This window comes from Mesorhizobium sp. M7A.F.Ca.CA.002.05.1.1 (assembly GCF_003998335.1).
In the GTDB taxonomy this organism is placed as follows: Bacteria; Pseudomonadota; Alphaproteobacteria; order Rhizobiales; family Rhizobiaceae; genus Mesorhizobium.
In genome coordinates this window covers 1-21,087 of the sequence record NZ_RZQI01000013.1, presented here as the reverse complement: position 1 = coordinate 21,087, position 21,087 = coordinate 1, and the positions used below count along the sequence as shown (strand labels likewise).

Here is a 21,087-nt window from a genome sequence, read left to right as displayed (position 1 = left end):
ATCCTGGCCAGCGGTGTGCTGGCGCATCTGGGGCATGCGCTGCCCGACCTCGACGCTGCCCAATTGCGTCTTCTCGCCGAAGCTATCGCTGCTGGAAACCCCATCTCCGGGCTCGCCGGGACCGTCGCCCAGGATGCGCTGCGCAACGGCTTTGGCTGGGTCATGCTCTATGGCGGGATCGGCGTCTGGATCATGGCCGCCATCAGTTTCGCAAGCTTCAACGGCCGGCCGGTGCGGCGGACGGAGGTTCAGTGCTCTGATTGAACACTACAATGATCGAACAGGCGCCCTGGCGATCAACCCGCCGGCTGCAGCGGGTCGCTGCCGATCTTGGACAGCAGGATCACCGCCTGCGTGCGGCTGTCGACGCCGAGCTTCTGCAGGATGGCGGAGACATGCGCCTTGATGGTAGCCTCCGATACACCGAGTTCATAGGCGATCTGCTTGTTGAGCAGGCCCTCGGCCAGCATGCCCAGCACCCGTGTCTGCTGCGGCGTCAGAGCCTGCAGCCGCTTGATGAGGTCCGATATTTCGGGATCGCGCTCGATGCCGAGATCGACGCCGGCTGGTGCTGCGATGTCGCCGGCAAGCACCGATTGCACGGCGCTGCGGATCTCCTCCATGCTGGCCGACTTGGAGATGAAGCCGGAAGCGCCGAGATCGAGCGCCCGCCTGATGGTCGCCGGATCGTCATGCGCCGACACCACGACCAGCGGCACCGCCGGATGGATGCCACGCAGCGAGACCAGGCCGGACAGGCCGCTGGCGCCCGGCATCGACAGGTCGAGCAGCACCAGATCGACGTCCTCGTTGGCCACGACCAGCGCCTTGGCGCTCTCGAAATCGCCGGCTTCATGGATGGCGGCGACGTTGCCGATGCCGGCGAGCGCTTCGCGCAGCGCACCGCGAAACAGCGGGTGATCGTCGGCGATGACGAAAGAATAGCCTGCCGGCAAATGTCCCTCCCCAAATCCCCGATGATTTTTGGCTTTTCGGGTTCAATTGGACGATTATGAGGGGCTGCGCGCTGTTTTCAAGCGGCAAAGCCAGCGCGCCGCCTCCCCTGGTTGAAGCGCTCAGGTCTTCTGAGCGCCGTCGTCCTTGTCCATATCCTTGACGATGCCCATGAAGCCGCGCAGGAAGCGCTCCATGTAGCTCATGGTCTTGTTGAAATCCTCCTCGCTCGGCAGTTTCGATTCGAGGCGGGCGGAGAGCGAATTCTCGAGCTTGGTGACGCGCTCGTCCATCGCCTTCATCGAGGTTTGCAGGCGGTCGACCTCGTCCTGGAAAGCAGCGCGTTCGTCGGCCGCCATCTTGCAGACGAGCTGGCCCGAACGTTCCTCGCAGATCGACATGGCGCCGGTCTGCGTATCGATACGGACAAAGCCGCTATCGGACTTTTCCAGGCGGTAGCGGTCGGTCTCTTCCGAATAAGCTGAAGCCGCGACCAGCGAAACGAGCGCGGCGGGGATCAAGATGTGCTGCAGACGCATGTTGTCCTCCATGGCCAAGGCCTCAGATATCGCATGTTTGCGCCGGAAATGGGGAAGACCCTTGGCGTGGCCTTTCCCGAATGGCTGGTTCGGAATCTTTTTGACGCAATTCCCAAGGGAAAGCGCTATGCGCTTTTCCCGGGAAAACCGTTTCACACTTTTCCTGGAACTGCTCTATAGCGCAACCATGTCTCAGATTATCTACAAGATAACCCCGCAAGCGCCTTGGCGCGAGGCCGAAACGCATGGTCGCTTCACCGGCGCGCCGATCGATGTCGCCGATGGCTTCATCCATTTCTCAACGGCAGCACAGGTCAGGGAAACGGCGGCAAAGCACTTTGCCGGCCAGACGGACCTTCTGCTGGTCGCCATCGACGGCGCCGGCCTGGGCGCTGCGCTGAGATACGAGGTCTCGCGCGGCGGCGCGCTGTTTCCGCATCTTTATGGCCCGCTGGACCTCAAGGCCGTGCTGTGGGTCCGGCCACTGCCGCTTGGCGCCGATGGTGTGCACCAGTTCCCGGCACTGGAGGGGCAATGAGCGTGCTCGACCGGCTCGGCCAGAAGCTGCTGTTCGCCTTCGATCCGGAAACCGCGCATGGCATGTCGATTGCGGCGCTGCGATGCGGCCTGCCGGTCGGTGCGCGGACGACGCTCGACGCGCGGCTGAAGGTCAGCGTCTGCGGCCTCGATTTCCCCAATCCGATCGGCATGGCGGCCGGCTATGACAAGAACGCCGAGGTTCCGGACGCGTTGCTTGGCCTGGGCTTCGGTTTCGCCGAGGTCGGTACCATCACGCCGTTGCCGCAGGCCGGCAATCCGAAGCCGCGTATCTTCCGGCTGACTGCCGACGATGCGGTGATCAACCGATTGGGCTTCAACAATGAAGGCCATGCAGCGGCCGAAAAACGCCTTGCCGCACGCAAGGGGCGCTCCGGCATCGTCGGTGTCAACATCGGAGCCAACAAGGACAGCAGCGACCGCATCGGCGACTATGAGCGCGGTGTCGCCCGGTTTGCGCAATACGCCAGCTATCTCACCGTCAACATCTCCTCGCCCAACACGCCGGGCCTGCGCAACATGCAGGCGCGCGAGCAGCTTGGCGAACTCTTGTCGCGTGTCATGGCCGCGCGCGCCGCGGCAACGGCGCAGCCGCCGGTGTTCCTGAAGATCGCGCCGGACCTGGTCGAGGCAGAGCTGGAGGACATCGCCGCCGAGGTCACCGAAAAGCAGGTGGACGGCGTCATCGTCTCCAACACCACCATCTCCCGACCGTCATTGCGCAGCGGCGACACCGCGCGCGAGACCGGCGGGCTCTCCGGAAAGCCGCTGTTCGAGCGTTCGACCATCGTGCTGGCGAAGATGCGCAAACTGCTCGGACCGGACCGCGCCATCATCGGCGTCGGCGGCGTCGATTCCGCCGATACGGCGCTGGACAAGATCCGTGCGGGTGCTGATCTGGTCCAGCTCTACACCGGCATGATCTATGCCGGGCCTTCACTGCCGGGCCGTATCCTTTCCGGAATGGTCCGTTTCGTCGAAAAGGAACGGCTGAAGTCGATTTGCGAGTTGCGCGGCAGCCGCCTCGACTTCTGGGCGTCCAGGCAACTCTGAGCCTGCTCTCAGGAGCGTAGATTGCGACTGACGGCCCGCTCGCAAATGGCGCCGCCGATGGCAGGCAACACGCCGAAGAGAAGCAATTGCGCGGTGCCGCCGATGCCAGAAACCGCGGAGAGAATGAACGCAGCGAGCAATCCCAGCGCCGCGCCCAAGACATATGGCAGGTAGCTTCGCATAAGCTCGCCCTGGAACAATTGGTGCATCAAGTCTGTTGGAAATCGACTGGAAGTGCAAGTGCATCCGACCGCACAGCAGGGCAACGAACTCGGTTTAACGGGTTGCTTCGGAGCCTCGCCGGCGCATTGGCTGACGGAGCATCAAACGAAAAACCCGCCTGTGCGGCGGGTCACTGGCGCAAATCAGCACCATGGCCAAAAATGTACCATAGCTGAGATCACCGAGTCAAGAAAAAATTCCTATCGCGAGCAGGTGCCGTTCGCTGCCTGGACGGCGCAGGGCCTCCCGGAGGGCACCGTCTAAAACGCCGTCCGCACCCTGAGCCGCAGGATCGTCAGCAGGCTGAAGCCTCGCACCAGCAGGAAGACGTGCAGCGCCGCCCAAAGTCCATTGTTGCCGAAGGCGGGCGCAAGGGTCAGCAGCGCGGTCGCGAAAACCAGGAACGACAGCAGCATCATGTTGCGCATGTCGCGGGACCAGGTCGCGCCGATGAAGACGCCATCCATCTGGAACGCCAGCACACCGCTCAGCGCCGTGAATGCCGCCCATGGCAGGTAGATGTCGGCCACCGAACGGACTTCCTCCGATGTCGTCACGAGAGCGACCAGATTGGCGCCACCAGACAGCATTACCAGCGTCGCGGCTCCCGCCAGTCCGAAACCCCAAAACAGCGTCAGCCGCACGGCCTGGCGGAACGGTGCGGCGGCACGTGCGCCGACGGCACGGCCCGCCAGCTGTTCGGCGGCGGTGGCAAAGCCGTCGAGGAAATAGCCGGCGACGAGGAAGAAGTTCATCAGCACGGCGTTGGCGGCCAGCGTCACCGTGCCGAACTGCGCGCCCTGGCGGGTGAACAATGCGAAGGCGGCGAGCAGCGAGAACGAGCGGATCATGATGTCGCGGTTGAGCGACATCATGCGCAGGAAGGCGGCCATGTCGAGCAGGCGGTGGCGCGGCAAGGATGGGGCGGCCCGGAACCGGCGGATAACGATCGCCAGGCCGAGCAGCATGGCCAGGAACTCACCGGTGACGGTCGCCCAGGCAACGCCGGCGACACCCCAGCCAAGTTCCAACCCAAGCACGAAGCAGAGCGCGATGTTGATGCCGTTCAGCACCAATTGCAGCATCAGCCCAAGCCCGCCCTCGCCGCGCCCCAGCACATAGCCGAGGATGGCGTAGTTGATCAGCGAGAACGGCGCCGCGAGCAGCCTGATCCTGATGTAGACGCCCATCGCCTCGCTGACGCGCGGTTCGGCGCCCATGAACTTTTGCCCGGCGATGGCGACCAGCGGCGCAAGGGCAGCGAGCACGATGCCGGCGATAACCGCGATCAGCACGGCGCGCCAGAACACCGCCTGTTCCTCCAGGGCGTCGCCGCGCCCAAACGCCTGTGCGACAAGCCCGGTGGTGCCCGAGCGCAGGAAATTGAAAGAGGTGAAGACGACGTCGAAGATCAATGCGCCGGCCGCCAGGCCGCCAAGCAAGGCGGCATCGCCGAACTGGCCGATGACAGCCGTGTCGACCAGGCCGAGCATCGGCGTCGTCAGATAGGCAAGCGTCATCGGCACGGCGATGGCGAGCACGGAACGATTGGTGACGACAAATGATCCGGGGTTGATTGGGGATCTGGCGTCGGCTGGGGTTGCACCCTGGTCCAAGGATTGCTGCCTTGCTGATTGCGGCTTGATCGAACTGCCGATGTGCCCCATTTTCCAGCCACCGCGCAATCACTCTTCCCGTGACGGCCAACCGAAATCCCCGGCCTGGCGCGAGCCGCCGGATCCAGTTCATGCCCCTGCAGATCGTCCATAATCCCGACTACGATGCCGGCTTCGCCACCAACCATCGCTTTCCGATGAGCAAATATCCACTGCTGATGGAGGCGCTGCGTTCACGTGGCCTCGCCGGCCCCGACGCGCTCAGCACCGCCGAACCGGCACCGGTGTCATGGCTGGAGCTTGCCCATGCGGCGAATTATGTCGACCAGGTCGTCAACTGCCGCGTGCCCGAGAAGATCGAGCGCGAGATCGGTTTTCCGATCGGACCCCGCGTCTCGCTGCGCGCGCAGCTTGCCACCGGCGGCACCGTGCTGGCGGCGCGGCTGGCCTTGCGCCACGGCATTGCCTGCAACACCGCCGGCGGCAGCCATCATGCGCGGCGCGCGCAAGGAGCGGGCTTCTGCACCTTCAACGATGTCGCCGTCGCCGCGCTGGTGCTGCTCGCCGAAGGCGCGGCACAAAACATCCTGATCGTCGACCTCGACGTGCATCAGGGTGACGGCACGGCGGATATTCTCGCTGATGATCCGCGCGTGTTCACCTTTTCCATGCATGGCGACCGCAACTACCCCGTGCGCAAGATCGCCTCCGACCTCGATGTCGCGCTGCCCGACGGCACGGGTGACGCCGCTTACATGAAGAGGCTCGCCGCCATCCTGCCGGAGCTCTCCGCCCAAGCCCATTGGGACATCGTGTTCTACAATGCCGGCGTCGACGTCCATGCTGAGGACCGGCTTGGCAGGCTGTCGCTATCGGATGACGGCCTGCGCGCCCGCGACGACATGGTGATCAGCCACTTTCGCACGCGGGGCGTTCCGGTCTGCGGCGTCATCGGGGGTGGCTATTCAACTGACGTGCCCACGCTTGCCGCGCGCCACGCCATCCTGTTCGAGGTGGCCGCGGGCCACGCCCGATAGTACGATCTTGTCCAAAAACCGGGTGCCAGGGTTCGCTGACGCGGACCTGCGGTTCGGGATCATGCTCTACTTCCGGTAGTTGGCGAGCCTCAACAGGATGAACGCCGGCACGACGATAGCCGCGCCCAGCAGGATATAGCCGAGGAAACGGTCGATGGCGTGGAAGCCAAGATTCCACAGGTCCATGAAGAATTTGCGGATGCCGTAGAGCACATCCATCGGCGACCAGCCGAAGGCGTTCATGACCAGGCCGACGAGGAAAGACACCACCAGCAGTTTCAGGATCACCTTGAGCGGCGAGTCGCCAAGAAAGCGCGTCAATGCGGACAAGGCCCGTCTCCAGATTGAGGTACCCTGGCTAGAGGGCGTCAGCCAGACATACGCACTTGGCTTGTCCGCTTCAAGCCGGGAGTTCTGCGGGATAGCGAGACACCGAGCATAGTGTGGCCGCAAGCCGAGCCCAGGCGCATGGCAGACTGCCGGCTACTGCCGCAGCGATCCCGCTGGCTTATCTGTTTTCTAACCAATTGCCGCTATTCCCAATCGGATAGCGGGAGCAAGGCTTTGGTGGAGACGGAGAGAAACACCGCGCGACGCGGCGTCATGCTGTCGGTGGTCATCCCATGCTACAACGAGCTGGATGGCGTGGCCGAACTGCATCGGCGGGTAACGGCCGCATGCCTTGAACAAGGCCCTTCCTACGAGATCGTCCTTGTCATCGATGGCGCGACCGACGGCACGCGCGAAGCCATTCTCCAGCTGGCTGAAAAGGACGACCATGTCGTCGCCATCGACCTTGCCCGCAATTACGGCCATCAGATCGCGTTGAGCGCCGGGCTCGAATTCTGTCGCGGCCAGCGCATTCTCATTCTCGATGCCGACCTGCAGGATCCGCCTGAACTGCTCGGCGCGATGATGACGAAGATGAACGAAGGCTTCGATGTGGTCTACGGCCAGAGGCTGACGCGCGATGGCGAAAGCTGGTTCAAGCTCGCCTCCGCGTCCATGTTCTATCGCTTGCTGCGCCGGATGGTCGACGTCGACATAGCCCCCAATACCGGAGATTTCCGGCTGATGAACCGTCGCGCGCTCGACCATCTGAACGCGATGCCAGAGCGTTACAGGTTCATTCGCGGCATGGTGAGCTGGATCGGGCTGAAACAGGTGGCCTTTCCCTATGAGCGGCACCGCCGCTTTGCCGGAACCACCCATTATCCGCTGAAGAAAATGCTTCTTCTGGCGGTCGACGCGATGACCAGCTTCTCCATCGTCCCTTTGCGGTTCGCCTCGCTGCTCGGAATGATGTTCGGGCTTCTGGGCCTGGTCGTGCTCGGCTACACGCTGCTCGAATGGTCGGTCGGGAACGTGTTGCCCGGCTGGACCAGCCTTGCCGCGATCGTGCTGATCCTCGGCAGCGTCCAGCTTATGGTGCTCGGGATCTTCGGCGAGTATCTCGGGCGCATGTACATGGAGACAAAGCGGCGGCCGCTCTACTTCGTCAACGAGATCGTTTCGCGCAGCCAGGCAGTGGAGGGCGGCGAATTGCCGGTCCATCGCCTGCAGGAGATGGCAAAGAGGGCCGCACGTGCTTGAGGCGGAGTTCGACCGGTTTGCGCGGGAATATCAGGAGCAGCATGCCGCAAGCATAAGGCTGAGCGGCGAAAACCCGGATTTCTTCGCCAGGTACAAGATCGACGACGTCGCCGCGACGCTGCGGCGGGCCGGTGTCAAACCGCGACGAATACTGGATTTCGGCGCCGGCGTCGGCAATTCGCTAGGCCATATGCGCAACGCGTTTCCCGACGCGGAGATCACCTTGCTCGATCCTTCGCGGGAATCGCTCGACATCGCCAGCAAGCGCTTTCCCGGCCAGGCCGCCTTCACGCATTTCGACGGCAAGACAATTCCCTTTGCCGACGGCAGCTTCGACCTGGCCTTCGCGGCCTGCGTCTTCCACCATATTCCCGAGAACCTGCAGATCGGGCTGTTCGCCGAGATCGGCAGGGTGCTGGCCGATGGCGGCAGCTTCTTCGTCTTCGAACACAATCCCTGGAACCCGCTGACCACGCACGCGGTGAGAAACTGTGCCTTCGACGAAAACGCGGTTTTGATAAATTCGCGCGAGATGCGCGGGCGCATGGCCGAGGCGGGCCTTGCCAATACGAGGATCGTCTACCGGATTTTCTTTCCTCGGATGCTTGCGAGACTGAGGCCGTTCGAGCGCTTCCTCACCAAGGTACCTGTCGGAGCCCAATATTTTGCGCATGTGGTCAAGCCTGCCGTTTGACTTCCCGAGGATGCTGCGATTTGGCGCCGTCGGTCTGTTGAACACGGCGCTGGGATACGCGGTCATCCTGGCCGGGCTTGCGCTTGGTCTGGGCGACATCCTTGCCAACGCCACGGGTTATGCCGCCGGCCTTGTCCTCGGCTTCTTCCTCAACCGCCAATGGACCTTCAGCAGAGTCGACGGCTTCCAGCCCGGAACCGCGCTGCGCTACGGGGGTGTCTTTCTGGTCGCCTACAGCATCAATCTGGCCGTCGTGATCGCCGCCCGTTCGGCAGGCATCGTCGAAAACCCGCTGGTCCACCTCGCGGGAATCTGCGTCTATTCGGTGGTTTTCTATCTTGGCTCGGCCCGCTTCGTGTTTGTGGGACGTGGGGACGACAGCACCGACCGCACAGTTCGGGTGGCCGACAAGCCTCGGCGGCAGCCCGCCAGTCCAACACCTTGAACCCAACTGTCACCGGAACCGATCAGAGGCGGCGCATCATGAACGACGCTCAGGCCAGTGTGGCGGCCGCGACATACAACGAGCGGAACAGGCTGATCTTCTGCCTGCTCGCGGCCTTGGCGATGGCGGGTGCGTTGGCTGCCCAGGCAGGCGCCACCCTGCAGGATCCCGACAGCTGGTGGCAAGTGAAAGTCGGTCTCGATTTCCTGACAAACCGGACATTTCCGACGGTCGATCCTTACTCCTACACGTTTGCCGGCCAGCCCTGGATTGCCAAGGAATGGCTGGGGCAGGTCCTGCTGGCTCTTGCCTACCGGGCGGGCGGCTGGAACGTGGTCGTCACCGCGATCATCGCCTCGATCTCCCTGACGGTTTTCCTCATGGGGTGGTTTCTCAGCGCATGGCTGAAACCGATCCTGGCGATTACACTGGCCTTCGCGGCGGTGTTCCTGATCAACCCGATCTTCACGGCGCGTCCGCATGTCTTCACCTTCCCGATCATCGTCATCTGGACGGCGGTGCTGTTCGGTGCGGCGAGGGAAGAACGGGCGCCGCCCTGGTGGCTGCTTGTGCTGGTCGTATTATGGGCGAACCTGCACGCCACCTTCACCTTGAGCTTCGTCATCGCGGCTTTCGCCGGTCTCGATCTGCTGGCGCGCACGGGCCTGTCAAAACCGGCCCTGCTGGCGAAGTGGATCGCGTTCGGCCTGCTTTGCCCGCTGGTCAGCCTGATCCACCCGTACGGCGTCCAGGCCATCCTGGCGACGCTCGCCGTGGCTTACGGCAACGAGGCAGTGTCGCTGATCATGGAATGGAAACCGTTCAATCCGCCGGACAGTCCCGTCCAGGAAGCGGTGATGCTGCTGGCGCTTTTCGGGCTATTAGTGTCCCGATTGCGAATTGGCTGGGCCAAGGCGTTGTTCGTCGTCTTCACCTTGCATGTCTATCTCGCCCATGTGCGCTTCATGTACCTGTTCTTCCTGCTGATTCCGCTGGTGATGGCGGCCGAGGTCGCACAGCAATATCCCTCGCTTTCAGCCACCGCGTGGCTGGCCGAAAAGCGCGACGGGCTGGAGAGATTCTTAGCCAGACGGTTCTACGCCATTTGCGGCACGGCAGCCGTTCTGCTGATTGGCGGGGTCGCTGTGCTCGGCAGCGTCTATCAGGTAGCGCCAAGTCCGAAGACATCGGCCAGCGGGGCGCTGGCATTCGCGCAAAGCCATCATCTATCCGGCAACGTGCTGAATTCCTACAATTTCGGCGGCACGCTGATTTTCCACGGGTTCAAGACCTATATCGACGGACGGACGGACCAGCTGTTCCTCGGCGGTTTCACAAAGAGCGATAACGACACCGGACGCGGCGACGGCAAGCCGCTCCTCGAAGCCCGCCTGAAGAAATACGCAATAGATTGGGCGCTGCTATCGGCCGACGACAGCCGCATTCCCTTCTTCGACCAGTTGGGCTGGAAACGGGCCTATTCGGACGACTACGCGGTAATCTATCTGCCCGGCGCCTGATCCCGGTGCGTTCCTGGCGAATTTCGCGACAGCAATATATGCCTTGACACCCATGTTGCAGCGCAGCAAAATTGCTGCCTGAGGGTAAGCCTGTGAGATCGACGAGCCGGGATTTTCAGCACGATCGACGACATCGCCGCATGAGCGTGTCGGGTGCGGCCGCACGGATCCTGGTGGTCGCGCGCGGGCCGGCCGGATGAACTACCGGCGCGACATCGACGGTCTGCGGGCCGTTGCGGTGCTGCCTGTCGTGCTCTTCCATTTCGGCGTGTCCGCCATTCCCGGCGGCTTCACCGGTGTCGACATCTTCTTCGTCATATCGGGCTATCTGATCAGCGGCAGCCTGCTCGATGATCTTGAGCGGGGCCAATTCTCGATCGGCCGCTTCTACTGGCGCCGCGCACGGCGCATCCTGCCGGCGCTGACCTTCGTCATCCTGCTCGCGAGCATTGCCGCCTGGTTCATCCTTCTGCCTTCGGATCTCCACGAATTCAGCCTCAGCGTGATCGCCGCCTCGACCTTCTGGTCGAACATCTATTTCTGGAAAACGACGAACTATTTCTCCATCGACGCCGAACTGCGGCCGCTCCTGCACACATGGTCGCTTTCGGTGGAAGAGCAGTATTATATCTTCGCGCCGATCCTCCTTTATCTGATCTACCGATACGTCTCGAAGCGCTGGCTGACGGTACTTCTGCCGATGGCCATCGGCAGCTTTGCCCTGGCAGTCATAGCAACCTCGCTGGCACCGACGGCAGGGTTCTATCTCTTGCCGACGCGCATATGGGAGCTGGCGCTGGGCGCCATGCTGATGTTGCGGAAGCCTCCGGTCCTAGCCAGTCGGCTGGCGGCGGACCTGATCGGCCTCGCCGGCTTTGCCCTCATTGCATTTGGCTTTGTGATGATTTCGGACAGCGATCCGTTTCCCGGCTACAATGCCCTATTCCCCTGCATCGGAACAGCTCTGCTGATCTATGCTGGCCAGGATAGCGCCGACAGGCCGGCACCTGTCGCCACTCGCGTGCTTCGGTTGGCGCCGCTGGTCTGGGTCGGCCTCATTTCCTATTCGCTTTACCTCGTCCACTGGCCAATCAACTCCTTCGTCCATTATCTCTCCCTGAAGACTGTCGGTGTGCCAACGATTATCGCGATGACGGTTGCCAGTTTCGCCTTGGCGGCATTCTCCTGGAAATACGTCGAGCAACCCTTCCGCCACAAACGAGCCTATACCGCCCCACTGCCCATCTTCGCCTTTTCGGCGACGGCAATCGTGCTGCTGTGCGCCGGTGGTTTGGCCGGCGCACTGGGCAACGGTTTCCCGCAACGGTTTCCGGATTTCTCGACAGAACGTATCCGGGTCGGCGACTGGCGCAACGGCATCTGTTTCAACGAAAACGGGACCCGCATCGAAGACTGGAACCTTGCCGACTGCACCCGGACAACGGGCTTTGCCACCAATGTGCTGCTGTGGGGCGATTCTTTCGCTGCCCACTATGTTCCGGGACTTGAGCCCAACGCCCAGAAAATCCAGGCCAATGTCATCCAATACACCTATGCCGGCTGTCCGCCCGACCTGACCTATTTTTCCTATGCTCGGCCCGCCTGCACCCGCTTCAACGAACGGGCCTTGTCGATCATTCGCGACGCCAACATCCAGGCGGTGATCCTGAGCGGCCGATGGACCGACTACCAGGCCAGGGGCTTCGACGGCCTGCAGAAGACGATCGATCGGCTTCGCGGGATGGGGGTCAAGGTCTATACCGTCGGCCAGTCTCCGGAATTCATCGCCGACGTCCAGAAGATCGCTTTCTTGGTGAGACGGGAGCATGCCGGAACCACATCCTGGCCGATGGCTATGGATCCGGACATCAACGCACGGGTTCTGCCGTTCACCAAAGGGGCCGATTTCATAGATCCGCTGACGTATCTGTGCGACTCGGCCGGTTGTTCATACGCCGATGCCACGACCAATGAATTTCTCTACTTCGACTATGGCCACTTCTCTTCCGCCGGCGCGACGCTGGCCATCTCGAAATACTGGCCAAGCTTCGCCACCAGCAATGAGGTCGCGGAGGCAAAACGGCAATTCACGGCCGTGGGCGCGCCGTGATCCGCAGCACGACCGTCGTGAGAACAGACCGCTTTGCGATTGCCCGAAGGCTAACCCTCATGGTAACGAGGGCGCACGCGGGTATGATGTAATGGTAGCTTGTCAGCTTCCCAAGCTGAACGCGAGGGTTCGATTCCCTCTACCCGCTCCAGTCTAAGGCGTCAGAACCATTTCAGCGCCTGCCTGTTCGTCGAACACAACCGAGCAGCCTCGCGCAAGCGCCACCGTTGCGAGGGCGTTTGCCGCCACGTCATCCGATGAAACGAAATCGCCGGTCAACACCCGCAATTCTTCAACGCCTTCAGCCATGGAAACGAAATTCCCGACCGATCGATCGTGCTTGCAGGCCTCGATCACGCAAAGCAGATCGATGATTTCGAAGCTGCGCATGTTCAGCCTCCAGAAGAAATCGCCCCTTGCAAGATCATGAACGCATCGGCGGGAAATAATGTTCCCAGCTCGCTTTCGCCGGCCTCGGCCTGGCGGTGCTTTCGCCGGACAACCTTACCCGAGCGAGCCATCATCCCACTTCCCTCAGAATGAAGTCGTGCAGCATCTTGGCGGCCGGCGACAGTGCGCGATTCCTGACCGTGATCAGGCTGTAGGGCCTGACCTCGATGTCGAATTCGGTCTGGACGACGTCGATGGCGCCGGCCAGCCCGTCAGGGTTCTGGATGAATTTCGCCACCTGGACAGAGACCGGTGCGATGGCATCGGATTGCGCGACCATGACCAGGGTCAGGAGCAGCGAACTGGTGTTCAGGATACGGTCCGGCAAAGCGATGTTGCGGTTGAGGAAGTTGCTCTCCATCGCCTGGCGCAAGGGCGAGCCGCCAGACTGGAAGACCCAGTCATAGGCGGCGGTCTCTTCCAGCCGCACCGCCTCGCCCTTGGTGAGCGGATGGCCCCGGCGCACGATCAGGCAGGCCTTCTCGACGCCGATGACGCGCGACTCGAACAGCCGCGGATTGAGGTCGTCCGGGATGCGCGCGATGATGAAGTCATGGCGCGTGGCGATCAGCTCGCGTGCCAGCACATTGGAGGTCTCGACCTGCATGGTGATCTCGATGCGCGGATAGATGCGGCGGATTTCACGAATCGCCGGCACCGCCAGCTCGATTGCCGGCGCGGTCACGGCACCCAGGAAAACCGAACCACCCTTGCCCGCCTTGAGTTCGGAAATCTCGCGGTCCACCTCGCGCATCTCCAGCAGGATCGAGCGCGCCCGCCTGGCCAAAGCCTTGCCGTATGGCGTCAAGGTGATACCGCGCGGCAGCCTCTCGCACAGCTTGACCTCCAGCACCGCCTCCATCTCTGCGATCATGCGCGAGGCCGCCGGCTGCGAAATGTTCAGAACCTGGGCTGCCGCGCTGACCCGGCTGTGGTCGTCTAGCGCGACGATCATGCGCATGTGACGCAGACTGAGACCGCTGCGCAGCAGGGTTTCGCCATCGCCCCGTGCTTCTCTGTAACCATTTGAAGCTGTTGTCGGATTCCCGGGCCGCGCCATCGCTTTTCCCTGCCTTCTGCTCGTGTAAGGCCGACCTTGGAGTCAGCCCGTCACGTCCCAATACATATACCAACCATGATATAGCAACCATCAAAGATCGCATTTGACAGTTATGGCAAAGACCCACACCCTCCGCGCGTTCCAAGACGTGACGGTCGCTGACGAGAAAAATCGTATCGATTGAATCAGCGTCTCGGGGCCATGGGAGGATACCGGAGATCGATATGACGGCAGCAGTGCCCTTGGCGCTTCTGCACGATTGCGCGGCCCGCGACCCCCGGGGTGCCGCGTCCATCAAACAGGGAGAGTTAAAGTGAAAATCATCAAGACACTGGCCGCCGTCGCGGCCCTTGGCATCGCTGCCATGACCTACTCGGCGCACGCAGCCGACAAGGGTCTTGTCGGCGTGCTGATGCCGACCAAGACCTCGCAGCGCTGGATCAATGATGGCGACGCCGTCAAGTCCCAGCTCGAGGCTCTCGGCTACACCGTCGACCTGCAATACGCGCAGGACGACATCCCCAACCAGCTCAGCCAGCTGGAAAACGAAATCACCAAAGGCCCGAAGGCGCTGATCATTGCTTCGATCGACGGCACCACCCTGTCGGATGCTCTGCAGAAGGCCGCTGACGCGGGCGTCGTCGTCGTCGCCTATGACCGCCTGATCAAGAAGACCGCCAATGTCGACTACTACACCACCTTCGACAATTTCGGCGTCGGCGTGATCCAGGCGAATTCGCTGGTCAAGGGCCTCAAGGAGCGCTTCCCGAACACCAAGCCGTGGAACGTCGAACTGTTCGGCGGCTCGCCCGACGACAACAACGCCTTTTTCTTCTACGACGGCGCGATCTCCGTCCTGCAGCCGCTGATCGACGACGGCTCGATCAAGATCAAGTCCGGCCAGACCGGCATGGACAAGGTCGGCACGCTGCGTTGGCTCGCCGCCACTGCCCAGGCGCGCATGGACAATCTGCTGTCGGCCAACTATTCGGACGGCAGCCGCGTCGATGGCGTTCTTTCGCCCTATGACGGCCTGTCGCGCGGCATCACCGCCTCGCTGCGCGCCGTCGGCTACGGCACGGACGCACAGCCCTGGCCGATCGTGACCGGCCAGGACGCCGAGACCGCTTCGGTCAAGCTTATCATCACGGGCGAGCAGTACTCGACCGTGTTCAAGGACACCCGCGAACTGGCCAAGGCCACCGTCGAACTCGTCGACAAGGTGCTCTCGGGCGGCAAGCCGGACGGCCTCGATGAAAAGACCTACAACAACGACGTCAAGGTCGTTCCCTCGATCCTGTTGACGCCGCATGAGGTCGACAAGTCGAACTACCAGGCACTGGTCGTCGACTCCGGCTACATCAAGGCCGACGAACTGAAGTAACCCCGGTTCCAAAGTCAGGGGTCCTGCGCAACGCAGGGCCCCTTTTCGTTCACCAGCGAGCCCGGTATTGTCGCCGACCTCGCCGGCAATGTTTGCCGACCTCTCAAGGAGCGGTTGTCCCATGGCCTCGACGATTTTGGAGATGCGCGACATCACCAAGACGTTCCCCGGCGTGAAGGCGCTGTCGAACGTCAACCTCAGCGTCGAGGAAGGCGAGATTCATGCCGTGGTCGGCGAGAACGGCGCCGGCAAGTCGACGCTGATGAAGGTGCTGTCGGGCGTCTATCCCTCAGGAACCTATGACGGCCAGATCATCTTTAACGGCGGGGAATGCCAGTTCAAAGGCATCCATGACAGCGAGCGCAAGGGCATCGTCATCATCCACCAGGAACTTGCGCTGGTGCCGATGCTGTCGATCGCCGAAAACATCTTCCTCGGCAACGAGCACGCCAGATACGGCATCATCGACTGGAATTCCAACGAGGCGCGCACCAGCGCCCTGTTGAAGAAGGTGGGCCTCAAGGAGGACCCCAAGACGCTGATCACCAATATCGGCGTCGGCAAGCAGCAGCTGGTCGAGATCGCCAAGGCGTTGAGCAAGGAAGTCAAGCTCCTGATCCTCGACGAGCCGACGGCGTCGCTCAGCGAAAAGGACAGCCAGGCGCTGCTCGACCTTCTGCTCGAATTCAAGCGGCAGGGCATGACCTCGATCCTGATCTCGCACAAGCTCAACGAGGTGAACCGGGTCGCAGACAAGGTGACGGTGATCCGTGACGGGCGCACCATCGAGACGCTGGCCAAGAAGGACATCTCTGAAGACCGCATCATCACTTCGATGGTCGGCCGCTCACTCGACGACCGCTATCCGCCGCGCGAGCCTGACATCGGCGAGGTCGTGTTCGAAGTGAAGAACTGGTCGGTCTATCACCCGATCCATGCCGAGCGGCAGGTGATCAAGGGCATCGACATCAACGTGCGCAAGGGCGAAGTGGTGGGCATTGCCGGGCTGATGGGCGCTGGCCGCACCGAATTCGCCATGAGCCTGTTCGGCCGCTCCTACGGCCGCCGCATCTCCGGCGAGGTGCTGCTCAAGGGCAAGCCGGTCGACGTTTCCTCGGTGAGCAAGGCGGTCCAACACGGCATCGCCTACGTCACAGAGGACCGCAAGACCTACGGTCTCAACCTCATCGACCATATCAAGCACAACATCACGCTGGCCAATCTTGGCGGCGTCTCGCGCCACAGCGTGATCGACGACATGCGCGAGCTCGCCGTTGCCAACGACTATCGCAAGAAGACCAATATCCGCGCTTCCAGCGTCTATCAGATGACCGGCAATCTCTCCGGCGGCAACCAGCAGAAAGTGGTGTTGTCGAAATGGCTGTTCGCCGACCCGGACGTGCTGATCCTCGACGAGCCGACGCGCGGCATCGATGTCGGCGCCAAGTACGAAATCTATACGATCATCGCCCGTCTCGCGGCTGAGGGTAAGGCGATCGTCGTCATCTCGTCGGAAATGCCGGAATTGCTTGGCATCACCGACCGCATCTACGTCATGAACGAAGGGCGCATCGTGGGCGAAATGCCCGCCGCGGAAGCAAGCCAGGAAAAAATAATGCGCGCCATCGTTCGTGGAGAAGGAAAAGCAGCATGAGCACCGAAAGCGCCCCCGCCCCGCAGGGCAACGTCGCCGAAGAGCAGCGCCCACGCATTGCCGTCTCGGCGCTGACGACGAACCTGCGCGAATACGGCCTGATCCTGGCGCTGATCGCCATCATGGTGTTCTTCCAGTTCACCACGAACGGAACGCTGTTCAAGCCGGTGAACCTGAGCAACCTGGTGCAGCAGAACTCGTTCATCATCGTGATGGCGCTGGGCATGCTGCTGGTGATCGTCTCCGGCCATATCGATCTAAGCGTTGGCTCGGTCGCTGGCTTCATCGGCGCCTTGGCGGCGATGATGATGGTCATCTGGCCGCTTGGTCCGTTCAGCAACCCGCTGGTGGTTTCGATCATCTGCCTGATCGTGGGCGGCGCGATCGGTGCGGCGCAAGGCTATTGGATCGCCTATCACCGAATACCGAGCTTCATCGTCACGCTGGCCGGCATGCTGATCTTCCGCGGCATCTGCCAGGCCCTGCTGGGCGGCGGATCCTCGGTGGGGCCGCTACCCGATGGCTTCAAGGCGCTCAGCTCCGGCTTCATCCCGGATGTCATCGGCCCGCTGACGCTGATCCCGCCAACAGTGAACGCGGCCGGCAAGACCATCATGGGCAGCGGCCTGACGCTGCACATGACGACGATCGTGCTGGGCCTGATCGCTGTTCTGGCCTACGCCTATTTCGGGGTGAGGACGCGCCGCAAGCGCGAACGCCATGGCTATGAGGCCGAGCCCTTTGCCCTGTTCGTCGTCAAGACGCTGGTCGGCAGCGCGCTGGCGCTGTTCCTGGTCTACCAGTTCGCCAGCTACAGGGGCCTGCCGGTGGTGCTGCTCGTCATGGGCGTGCTGATCTCGCTGTTCGTCTTCGTCACCAAGCGCATGACCATCGGCCGCCGTATCTATGCCATGGGCGGCAATTCCAAGGCCGCGCAGCTTTCAGGCATCAACACCGAGCGGCTGACGCTGATGGTGTTCATCAATATGGGCGTGCTGTCGGCGCTCGGCGGCCTGATCATCGCGGCGCGACTGGGACAGGCGGTGCCGGCCGCGGGCCTCGGCAGCGAGCTCGACGTCATCGCCGCCGTCTTCATCGGCGGCGCCTCGGCGATGGGCGGCGTCGGTCAGGTCATCGGCGCGGTGGTCGGCGGCTTCATCATGGGCGTGATGAACAACGGCATGTCGATTATGGGCGTCAATGTCGACTGGCAGCAGGTGGTCAAAGGCCTGGTGCTGCTCGGTGCCGTGATCTTCGACGTCTACAACAAGAACAAGGCTTGAACGGGCTTAAGAGCAATTCCAGGAAAATGTGAAACGGTTTTCCGCCTGGAATTGCGCCAAGACAATGAGTTAGAGCGGTTCGCCGTTTCCGTGAAACGGTGAACTGCTCTAGGCGAGGCAAGCAGGAGGCATACGATCGCGGCGCTGCCGGCAACCCGCCGGTAACAGAAGTCCCTGAGGGACCAGGCCCGCGAGCGCAATCCGAACTGAGAATTTAAACCGTGGCATGGACGAGGTCCCGGCCGCGCTGAGTAAGGTCTGCCGTTTTGGCAGTCCTGCCAAGGCAAATGAGAGAGGATTCATCATGCTGATCTCCCAGATCCTCGACGACGCCGAGACCATCCGCGTCGTCGCCCGCAATGGCGGCAAGACCCGGATCATCAATGGCGCCCGCAGCGTCTATTCGCTGGCGATGGAGGCCGCCCGCACCGGCGTCGGCCTCGTCGCGCTGATCGAACGCAAGGGGCTTGGCGAGACGGTCGATCTCGAGGCCGCTTACAAGAAGGGGCGGCTGCTGTCGCCGATCAATCACCCTGATCCGGCGCATCTGCACCTGACCGGCACCGGGCTGACGCATCTCGGCTCCGCCGCGACGCGCGATTCCATGCACAAGAAGCTGAGCGCCGACGGCGAGGAGCAGCTCACCGATTCCATGAAGATGTTTCGCATGGGGCTGGAGGGCGGCAAGCCGGCGAATGGCCAGATCGGCGTGCAGCCGGAATGGTTCTACAAAGGCAACGGCACGATGGCGGTGGCGCCAGGTGCCGCACTTCTGTCACCGGCCTTTGCCAAGGACGCCGGCGAAGAGCCCGAGGTGGCCGGCATCTATGTCATCGGCGACGACGGCGCACCTTTCCGCGTCGGCTTCACGCTGTCGAACGAGTTTTCCGACCACGTCACCGAGCGCGTGAACTATCTGTTCCTCGCCCATTCCAAGCTGCGCAACGCCTCGTTCGGTCCGGAAATCCTGATCGGCGACCTGCCGCCCGATATCCGCGGCACCTCGCGCATCGTGCGTGACAGCGAGGTGCTGTGGGAAAAGCCGTTCCTGTCCGGCGAAGCGAACATGTCGCACACCATCGCCAATCTCGAACATCACCATTTCAAATACGCGGCCTTCCGCCAGCCGGGCGACGTGCATGTGCATATGTTCGGCACGGCCACGCTCTCTTTCGCCGACGGCATCAGGACCGAGGCCGGCGATGTGTTCGAGATCGAGGCCGGGGACTTCGGCCTGCCGCTGCGCAATCCGCTGGAGATCGAAAAGCCGGTGAAGGTGGCTGTGAAGGCGCTTTGAGGTAGCGCCTTTTTCCTTCTCCCCTTGTGGGAGAAGGTGGATCGGCGCGTTAGCGCCGAGACGGATGAGGGGTGTTCCAGCGAAATAAGACGTTTGCGTTCCCTGGAACACCCCTCATCCGCCGCCTTCGGCGACACCTTCTCCCACAAGGGGAGAAGGGAAGAAGCGCCCAGCCTCAATAAATATCGAAGTCGAAATACTTGGCCTGGATCTTCTTGTAGGTGCCGTCGGCAACGATCGCATCGATGGCCGCGTTGAGCTTGTCGCGCAGGGCCGTGTCTTCCAGGCGCACGGCAATGCCGGCTTGCGTTTCGGTGCCCTTGACGTCGCCGACCAGCTTGCAGCAGCCGTCGCTTGCCTTCTTCAGCCAGTCCATCAGCACGAACTTGTCCGAGATCACGGCGTCAAGACGACCGTTGGTCAGGTCGGTGATCGCCTCTTCCTGGGTCGGATAGAGCTTTGCCTCCGCGCCTGCCTTGCCATACTCATTCTGGGCATAGTCGGCCTGCGTGGTCGAAGCCTGGGCGCCGACCGTCTTGCCGGCCAGTGCCGGTGGTTCGGTCGAGGTGAGATCGCTGTCCTTCGGCGCCACCAGAGCCAGCGGTGTCGTATAATATTTGTTGGTGAAGGCGACCTGCTTCTTGCGCTCCTCGGTGATGCTCATCGAGGCGATGATGGCGTCGAATTTCTTCGCCTGCAAGGCGGGAATGATGCCGTCCCAGTCCTGCGTGACGATCTCGCACTCGACCTTCATCTGCGCGCATAGTGCATTGGCGATGTCGATGTCGAAGCCTTCGACCTTGCCGTCAGCGGTAATGGTGTTGAACGGCGGATAGGCGCCCTCCGTGCCGATCTTGATTTTTTCAGCTGCCTGCGCCGACAAAGAGCCGGCAGCCATCACCAGCATGGCAGCGCCCGCTGCCGATACGATCCATTTTGAAATCTGCATTTTCTTGGTTCCCCTTGAACGCCGGCATCTTGACGGGCGGCAAGGCAGCCAAGCATGGCGCGCCGGTACAGGCAAGTATTTTGCCTTGGGGCAATGAGGTCAGCGCGCGGCGCGGAAATGCTTGGACAGCTTCAGGCCCTGCGCCTGGTAGTTGGAGCCGAGATCGGTGCCGTAGAGGGCCTGCGGCCGCTTCAGCATGTGTTCGTAGACCAGCCGGCCGACGATCTGGCCATGGTCGAGAATGAACGGCACTTCGTGGCTGCGCACTTCCAGCACCGCCCGGCTGCCGGTGCCGCCGGACGCGGAATGGCCAAAGCCCGGATCGAAGAAGCCGGCATAGTGGACGCGGAACTCTCCGACCAGCGGATCGAAGGGCGTCATCTCGGCGGCGTAGAGCGGCGGTACGTGCACCGCCTCCTGGCTGACGAGGATGTAGAACTCGTCGGGGTCGAGCACCAGTTCGCCGGCGCCGCTCTTGTGGATCGGCTCCCAGAAGTCGACGACTTCCTGCGCCGCGCGCTTGTCGACATCGACGAGGCCGGTGTGATGCTTGCCGCGATAGCCGACCAGCCCGTTCTGATCGCCGTTGAGGTCGATCGACAGCGCGATGCCGCCGCCGGAAATGTTCGGCGGCTCGGTGGCGACCAGCGTCTGCGCGCGATGCAACTC

General features: G+C 62.3%; 21 protein-coding genes, 1 tRNA gene and 1 pseudogene. 14 read left to right on the top strand and 9 right to left on the bottom strand.

The features are described 5' to 3' along the window. Nucleotides 1-264, top strand: a pseudogene (locus tag EN939_RS01735) (MFS transporter); the annotation flags it as partial. Between the two features lie 32 nt (nt 265-296). Here EN939_RS01735 and EN939_RS01730 read toward each other — a convergent pair. After that, nucleotides 297-956 (bottom strand): response regulator transcription factor, encoded by a 660-nt coding sequence (locus tag EN939_RS01730; protein WP_023813893.1) that lies wholly within the window; start codon nt 954-956, stop codon nt 297-299. Nucleotides 957-1,076: 120 nt separating this feature from the next. Then, nucleotides 1,077-1,493: a hypothetical protein gene (locus EN939_RS01725; protein ID WP_127266720.1), complete on the bottom strand. Its 417-nt coding sequence runs from the start codon at nt 1,491-1,493 to the stop codon at nt 1,077-1,079. A 187-nt stretch (nt 1,494-1,680) separates the two neighbouring features. Here EN939_RS01725 and EN939_RS01720 point away from each other — a divergent pair, with 187 nt between their 5' ends. After that, nucleotides 1,681-2,031, top strand: coding sequence for a DUF952 domain-containing protein (locus EN939_RS01720; RefSeq protein ID WP_063173552.1), 351 nt, complete (start codon nt 1,681-1,683; stop codon nt 2,029-2,031). After that, nucleotides 2,028-3,104, top strand: coding sequence for a quinone-dependent dihydroorotate dehydrogenase (locus EN939_RS01715; RefSeq protein WP_127266719.1), 1,077 nt, complete (start codon nt 2,028-2,030; stop codon nt 3,102-3,104). Before EN939_RS01720 ends, EN939_RS01715 begins: the two co-directional genes overlap by 4 nt. Nucleotides 3,105-3,112: 8 nt before the next feature. Here EN939_RS01715 and EN939_RS37860 read toward each other — a convergent pair whose 3' ends face one another. Both EN939_RS37860 and EN939_RS01710 read right to left on the bottom strand, forming a co-directional pair. Next, nucleotides 3,113-3,262: a hypothetical protein gene (locus tag EN939_RS37860; RefSeq protein ID WP_164750861.1), complete on the bottom strand. Its 150-nt coding sequence runs from the start codon at nt 3,260-3,262 to the stop codon at nt 3,113-3,115. A gap of 324 nt (nt 3,263-3,586) precedes the next feature. Next, a complete protein-coding gene (locus tag EN939_RS01710) occupies nt 3,587-4,942 on the bottom strand; it encodes an MATE family efflux transporter (protein ID WP_127266718.1) in 1,356 nt (451 codons plus the stop codon). 131 nt (nt 4,943-5,073) lie between these two features. Between EN939_RS01710 and EN939_RS01705 the strand changes: the two genes are divergently transcribed. Continuing rightward, the gene (locus EN939_RS01705; RefSeq protein ID WP_127266717.1) at nt 5,074-5,979 is read left to right on the top strand and encodes a histone deacetylase family protein; all 906 of its coding nucleotides are present in this window, start codon (nt 5,074-5,076) and stop codon (nt 5,977-5,979) included. Between the two features lie 66 nt (nt 5,980-6,045). Here EN939_RS01705 and EN939_RS01700 read toward each other — a convergent pair whose 3' ends face one another. After that, on the bottom strand, nt 6,046-6,309 hold the full coding sequence (locus EN939_RS01700; protein WP_013533620.1) for a DUF6460 domain-containing protein: 264 nt from the start codon (nt 6,307-6,309) through the stop codon (nt 6,046-6,048). 273 nt (nt 6,310-6,582) lie between these two features. On the opposite strand from EN939_RS01700, the gene EN939_RS01695 reads away from it, so the two are divergent. From EN939_RS01695 to EN939_RS01670, 6 genes are all read left to right on the top strand, one after another. Then, entirely contained in the window at nt 6,583-7,572 is a 990-nt protein-coding gene (locus tag EN939_RS01695; RefSeq protein ID WP_206517189.1) for a glycosyltransferase family 2 protein, read from the top strand. Then, nucleotides 7,565-8,266, top strand: a complete 702-nt coding sequence (locus tag EN939_RS01690; RefSeq protein WP_127266715.1) for a class I SAM-dependent methyltransferase — start codon at nt 7,565-7,567, stop codon at nt 8,264-8,266. The genes EN939_RS01695 and EN939_RS01690 overlap by 8 nt, the downstream gene beginning before the upstream one ends. Then, nucleotides 8,244-8,711, top strand: a complete 468-nt coding sequence (locus EN939_RS01685) for a GtrA family protein (protein WP_236383387.1) — start codon at nt 8,244-8,246, stop codon at nt 8,709-8,711. The genes EN939_RS01690 and EN939_RS01685 overlap by 23 nt, the downstream gene beginning before the upstream one ends. A 38-nt stretch (nt 8,712-8,749) precedes the next feature. Beyond that, nucleotides 8,750-10,231, top strand: a complete 1,482-nt coding sequence (locus EN939_RS01680; RefSeq protein WP_127266713.1) for a hypothetical protein — start codon at nt 8,750-8,752, stop codon at nt 10,229-10,231. A 196-nt stretch (nt 10,232-10,427) separates the two neighbouring features. Then, nucleotides 10,428-12,341, top strand: a complete 1,914-nt coding sequence (locus tag EN939_RS01675; RefSeq protein WP_127266712.1) for an acyltransferase family protein — start codon at nt 10,428-10,430, stop codon at nt 12,339-12,341. Nucleotides 12,342-12,418: 77 nt separating this feature from the next. Further along, a tRNA-Gly gene (locus EN939_RS01670) sits at nt 12,419-12,492 on the top strand. 2 nt (nt 12,493-12,494) lie between these two features. Here EN939_RS01670 and EN939_RS01665 read toward each other — a convergent pair. Together EN939_RS01665 and EN939_RS01660 are read right to left on the bottom strand one after the other, a co-directional pair. Then, nucleotides 12,495-12,731 carry a hypothetical protein gene (locus EN939_RS01665; protein WP_127266711.1) on the bottom strand — a complete coding sequence of 79 codons (237 nt, stop codon included), beginning with the start codon at nt 12,729-12,731 and terminating at the stop codon, nt 12,495-12,497. A gap of 130 nt (nt 12,732-12,861) precedes the next feature. Next, a complete protein-coding gene (locus EN939_RS01660) occupies nt 12,862-13,851 on the bottom strand; it encodes a LysR family transcriptional regulator (protein ID WP_127266710.1) in 990 nt (329 codons plus the stop codon). Nucleotides 13,852-14,164: 313 nt separating this feature from the next. On the opposite strand from EN939_RS01660, the gene chvE reads away from it, so the two are divergent. The 4 genes from chvE (at nt 14,165) to araD1 (ending at nt 19,469) form a co-directional block, all read left to right on the top strand. Then, complete coding sequence (chvE, locus tag EN939_RS01655) at nt 14,165-15,235, top strand: multiple monosaccharide ABC transporter substrate-binding protein (protein ID WP_127266709.1); 1,071 nt, start codon at nt 14,165-14,167, stop codon at nt 15,233-15,235. A 121-nt stretch (nt 15,236-15,356) separates the two neighbouring features. Further along, a complete protein-coding gene (gene mmsA / locus EN939_RS01650; RefSeq protein WP_127266708.1) occupies nt 15,357-16,889 on the top strand; it encodes a multiple monosaccharide ABC transporter ATP-binding protein in 1,533 nt (510 codons plus the stop codon). Then, nucleotides 16,886-18,172, top strand: coding sequence for a multiple monosaccharide ABC transporter permease (gene mmsB, locus EN939_RS01645; RefSeq protein WP_027038593.1), 1,287 nt, complete (start codon nt 16,886-16,888; stop codon nt 18,170-18,172). Before mmsA ends, mmsB begins: the two co-directional genes overlap by 4 nt. 304 nt (nt 18,173-18,476) lie before the next feature. Continuing rightward, on the top strand, nt 18,477-19,469 hold the full coding sequence (gene araD1 / locus EN939_RS01640; RefSeq protein WP_127266707.1) for an AraD1 family protein: 993 nt from the start codon (nt 18,477-18,479) through the stop codon (nt 19,467-19,469). Between the two features lie 175 nt (nt 19,470-19,644). Here the strand turns inward: araD1 and EN939_RS01635 are convergent, their stop codons facing one another. Continuing rightward, on the bottom strand, nt 19,645-20,418 hold the full coding sequence (locus EN939_RS01635) for an ABC transporter substrate-binding protein (protein WP_127266706.1): 774 nt from the start codon (nt 20,416-20,418) through the stop codon (nt 19,645-19,647). Between the two features lie 99 nt (nt 20,419-20,517). Further along, nucleotides 20,518-21,087, bottom strand: a 570-nt coding sequence (locus tag EN939_RS01630) for a 2'-deoxycytidine 5'-triphosphate deaminase (protein ID WP_127266705.1), incomplete at its 5' end; no start/stop codon positions are given.